The following is a 5035-nucleotide window of genomic DNA, read 5'->3' as shown; positions in this document are numbered from 1 at the left end:
AAAAAAACTGAATTTGCTGAACGGTTACATGAGGTGGATGATGTATTAAAATCTCATTATCATAAGATTGAAAAACGTATCTTACAGCATAACCATAATTTAAAGCAGTCTTACAAAGAGGTGGGTTTTAAAACCGCTTAAACTAAAACTAGTTTAATCGTTAATAATTACCTGATCTTAAGTTATCGTTATAATTAATCTTAACCCCTTTATCTTCGGTAAAGGGGATTTTTATTGTTTCAGTTTAATATATTTAAGGTAAACCTCTGGTATTAACTTATTATATGCTTTCAAATCTCAATACCCGTAAAACCATTAACTTTAAAAAATTAATATATTTTCCAATTATAAATGATTTGATTTTAACAACATTGAAACCACAGTCGATTGTTCGAAGGTTTGATAAAATTAATTTACCTACATTGTTATACTGATCTGTTAAAGATTAGCATAAGTTTTTTCTTTCAAACTATAATGACTTTAATTCATTTAAAATCATAGCCATGTTAACTATTTTAAATTTTCCAAAAGTCTTATAACTTAAGACCCTTATAAAAATATATCTTATAACTTTACCCACTTATTAGACTATCAGGCCAATAACAATCATGAAATTCCAAAATAGCTATGTCACCTTAGATCCTCGTCTTTATAACCGTCAACCACCTACCCCACTTAGCAACCCTAGAGCAGGTCATTTCAACCCTATAGTTGCCAAACAATTGGGTTGGGATCAAGAGCCAGATTTAATGAACAATTGGGTTGAAATTTTGTCAGGTCAATACGTACCAGATGCTTTTGAACCTTTAGCAATGGCTTATGCAGGTCATCAGTTTGGTCAATGGGCAGGACAATTGGGTGATGGCCGTGGCTTATTAATGACTCAGGTTATAGATACTAAAGGCAAATTAACTGACTTGCATTTAAAAGGGGCAGGCTTGACCCCTTATTCAAGAATGGGAGATGGACGAGCCGTATTACGTAGTACTATTCGTGAATATTTATGTGGCCATGCCATGTCTAGTCTAGGTATCCGCTCCTCAAGCTCCTTAGGCTTTGTGACTTCTGATACCCCAGTAAGACGCGAAACAATGGAACAGGGAGCGGCCTTAATGCGTGTTGCAGACACTCATATTCGACTAGGTCATGTGGAATGGATTGCAAGTTTTGCTCCAGATTTATTGCCTAGTTTCACCAAATATATGATAGAGACTTATTTTCCAGAATTAACCACATCACAGACTCCGCTAGCAGATTTCATCTCTGAAGTTGTCACGTCTACTGCCACGATGATTGCGGATTGGCAATTGATTGGCTTTGCTCATGGTGTAATGAATACCGACAACTTATCAATTACTGGTACCACTTTAGATTATGGCCCATTTGGTTTCCTTGAAAGATTTGACCCCGCATGGATTAATAATCATTCAGATTATTCTGGACGTTATGCTTATCAAAATCAGCCTGCTATTGGTCATTGGAACTTAAATGTTTGGATGATGCACTTTATGCAGCTCTCTGGAAAGTCATTGTTTAATGACATACAAGAAACCATTAGCCGTGATGTATTAGCAACTTGTCTGGCTAAATATGAATCAAGTTTTATGAGTCATTATCAACAAGGTATATGTAAAAAGTTAGGATTTGCTTGGGATTTACTACATGCTGACACTATTACAAATACCATAAATGAAACGCTAAAGTTAGCCTTCGAATTACTTGAGTTCATCGAGTCCAATAAGCTTGATTATACCAATAGCTTTAGAGCTTTGATTGCAGTTGTTGATCCTCAAAATCATCCACACGAAGTTATGCTTTTAGATCGCTTAAAGTCTGAGTTAGACAATGCTCAGCTAAGCCTATGGCATGATTGGCAACAGCGATATTTAGCTCATATTGATGCGGTTATATTGCATAGTACTACTGATAACATGGATAATAATGCAACGGATTTAAGTACTGGCAACCGATCTACGGTTATTAATCAGTTGCAAAAAACCAATCCGGCATACGTGCTGCGAAATAGTATGGCTCAGCGTGCCATTGACCAAGCTGAATCCGGTGACTTTAGTGAGGTTGACCGTTTATTTAAATTACTAACTACCCCTTATGAGTCACAAAAATCAGCAACGATGGATGATGTCACACCTCCTGATCGGCAAGCCAAACCTTTGGTAATAAGCTGTTCATCATAATTATTTGAGCAGCAGTAAAATATTTTTCATGTAAAAAACTGTTTTAAAGTTTGTTATACATGCTATCTGCTGTCTGAATCTGTATAATCAAATCATTAATGATGTAATAGGCAAATCTAAAGTTGCATCCTTCATTAATAATGTTAATAATATTACGTGACTGACAACCCTATTATTTTAGCTATTTAGAGCATGATTAATAGGGCTAAATGACACATTTTTGAGTCTCCCGTTTGCGGATTTCCTTTTCCTAAAGATAATTGGTCTTAAACATGAGCGATAATACACCTAATTCAATTCCCACTGAAAATAATAGCAATGCGATGAACAAAGAACAATTTGAGCAGTCTGCTCTGCACTATCATGAACATCCCATTCCAGGTAAAATTTCTGTAACCCCAACCAAGCAAATTGCTAACCAACACGACCTAGCTTTAGCTTATTCTCCTGGTGTTGCAGTGCCTTGTTTAGAGATCCAAAGAGACCCAAAACTTGCAGCAAAATATACTGCACGTAGTAATTTAGTGGGTGTAATCACAAACGGAACAGCAGTATTAGGTCTTGGTAACATTGGCCCACTGGCCTCCAAGCCAGTCATGGAAGGTAAAGGCGTTTTATTTAAAAGATTCGCTGGTATCGACGTATTCGATATTGAAATCGATCAAAATGATCCTGACAAATTTATTGAAGCAGTTGCATCTTTAGAGCCAACCTTTGGTGGTATTAACTTAGAAGATATTAAAGCCCCTGAATGTTTCAAAATCGAACGTGAATTACGTAAACGTATGAACATTCCAGTATTCCATGATGATCAGCATGGCACCTCCATTATTGTAGGTGCGGCTTTAATTAATGCCCTAAAATTAATTGACAAAAAGATTGAAGATATTAAAGTCGTTTGTTCTGGTGCTGGCGCTGCTGCAATCTCATGTTTAGATTTGATTTGCGCTTTAGGCGTAAAAAAATCTAATATATTCGTATCAGACTCTCGTGGCATTATTTCTAATAAACGAGAGAATCTTGACGAAAGCAAACAACGTTATGCTCGTGATTCGGACGCCACAAGTCTTAATGATGTTATGGATGATGTGGATATGTTCTTAGGTTTGTCTATGCCTGGCATCCTAACCGCTGACATGATCAAACGAATGGCCCGTGATCCAATTATCTTTGCATTGGCTAATCCAACACCTGAGATAATGCCTGAATTGGCCCACGCTGTTCGTGATGATATTATCATGGCAACAGGCCGCTCTGACTATCCTAACCAAGTTAACAATGCTCTTTGTTTCCCATACATTTTCCGTGGTGCTCTTGATGTTGGTGCAACTACGGTGAACGAAGAAATGAAGATTGCTTGTGTGCATGCTATTGCAGCGATGGCCCATGTCGAAGCTACTCCTCTTCAAGGTCAAAAATATGTCGATACTAGCAAAAGCTTTGGCCGGGAGTATTTAATACCGGGTCCTTTAGAGCCTAATTTAATTATTGAAATAGCCCCTGCTGTTGCAAAAGCAGCTATGGATTCAGGTGTGGCTACCTTGCCAATTGAAGACTTTGCTGCTTATCGTCAGAAGCTTTCCGCATTCGTTTATAACTCAGCTTTTGTTATGAAGCCGTTGTTTGCTCGTGCTAAAGAAGCTCCTAAACGCATTGTATTCTGTGAAGGTGAAGATCCAAATGTATTGCGCGCGGTACAAGTTGTGGTGGATGAAGGCCTTGCAAAACCTATTTTAATAGGTCGTCCAAATGTTATTGAATCACAAATTAATGCTTTAAGTTTGCGCTTAAAAGCTGATCTAAATGTTGAAATAGTAAATCCAGACTCGGATCCACGTTATAAAGACTACTGGCAGTACTACTACGAGAAGAACAAGCGTAAGGGTGTGAGTATTGAACTTGCTCGCCGTGATGTCCGCCGTAAGACTACGTTAATCGGCTCACTCTTAGTGGAAAAAGGCGATGCAGACGGTATGATCTGTGGTACATTTAGTTACTACAGCTTGCACTTAAGCTACGTAGAACGAGTGATTGGCAAATTAGACGGTGTTAAGAACTTCTATTCTATGAACGCGGTACTAATGCAAAACCGTAATCTATTTATTGCTGATACATACATTCATGAAGACCCAACTGCAGAGCAATTGGCTGAAATGACAGTATTGGCAGTTAATCAGATGCGCCGCTTTGGTATTGTTCCTCGTGTGGCACTTTTATCGCATTCTAACTTCGGTACTTCTAATCGTGAAAGCGCAGTTAAGATGCGCAAAGTTTATGAGCTACTATGCGAAATGAATGTAGATTTCGAGTTTGACGGTGAAATGCATGGAGATGCAGCGTTAGATGACAATATCCGTCAACATGACTTCCCTCATAGTGTATTGCAAGGTCCAGCTAATTTGTTAATTATGCCAACTCTTGATGCGGCTAATATTGCCTTTAACCTGTTAAAAACAGCCACTGGAAGCGCGTCAATTGGTCCAATCCTTTTGGGCGCTAACAAGCCAGTTCATATTTTGACACCATCTGCTACAGCACGTCGTATTGTAAATATGACAGCTCTGGCAGTTACAGAAGCTCAAGATATTGATGCTAGTAAAGGTGAGTAGGTTTACACCGATTCAGGTGGTTTGGCTTATTTTATTTGAAATAAAAATTTAGTTTAAAATAATAAAATTTACCTAAAAGCCAGCATATATGCTGGCTTTTGTATTATATGTAATCAAAATGAAATAAAAGACGGCTTTATTAAGAGTAAGAACAATTTAGATAATTGTGTTTATACGTAATGTTACTACTAATAAAACTACCACCATTACCAATAAAAACCGATGAAAGAG

2 protein-coding genes are annotated in these 5035 nt (G+C 37.6%); both read left to right on the top strand.

Annotated elements, in window-relative coordinates; translation table 11 throughout:
• Positions 1-608 precede the first annotated feature (608 nt).
• A complete protein-coding gene (locus QZ265_RS09750) occupies positions 609-2195 on the top strand; it encodes a protein adenylyltransferase SelO family protein (protein ID WP_296405713.1) in 1587 nt (528 codons plus the stop codon).
• Positions 2196-2467: 272 nt separating this feature from the next.
• Positions 2468-4804, top strand: a complete 2337-nt coding sequence (locus QZ265_RS09745) for an NADP-dependent malic enzyme (RefSeq protein WP_296405711.1) — start codon at positions 2468-2470, stop codon at positions 4802-4804.
• The last annotated feature ends 231 nt before the right edge of the window (positions 4805-5035 follow it).

It is taken from the genome of Psychrobacter sp., from assembly GCF_018260395.1.
Classification (GTDB): Bacteria; Pseudomonadota; Gammaproteobacteria; order Pseudomonadales; family Moraxellaceae; genus Psychrobacter.
Note: the sequence above shows the minus strand (reverse complement) of the source record. Positions and strands in the feature narration are given on the sequence as shown.

What these genes read in the sequence shown, in the direction of transcription:
- QZ265_RS09750 (WP_296405713.1), top strand. Translation starts at nt 609, where the DNA reads ATGAAATTCCAAAATAGCTATGTCACCTTAGATCCTCGTCTTTATAAC.
- QZ265_RS09745 (WP_296405711.1), top strand. Translation starts at nt 2,468, where the DNA reads ATGAGCGATAATACACCTAATTCAATTCCCACTGAAAATAATAGCAAT.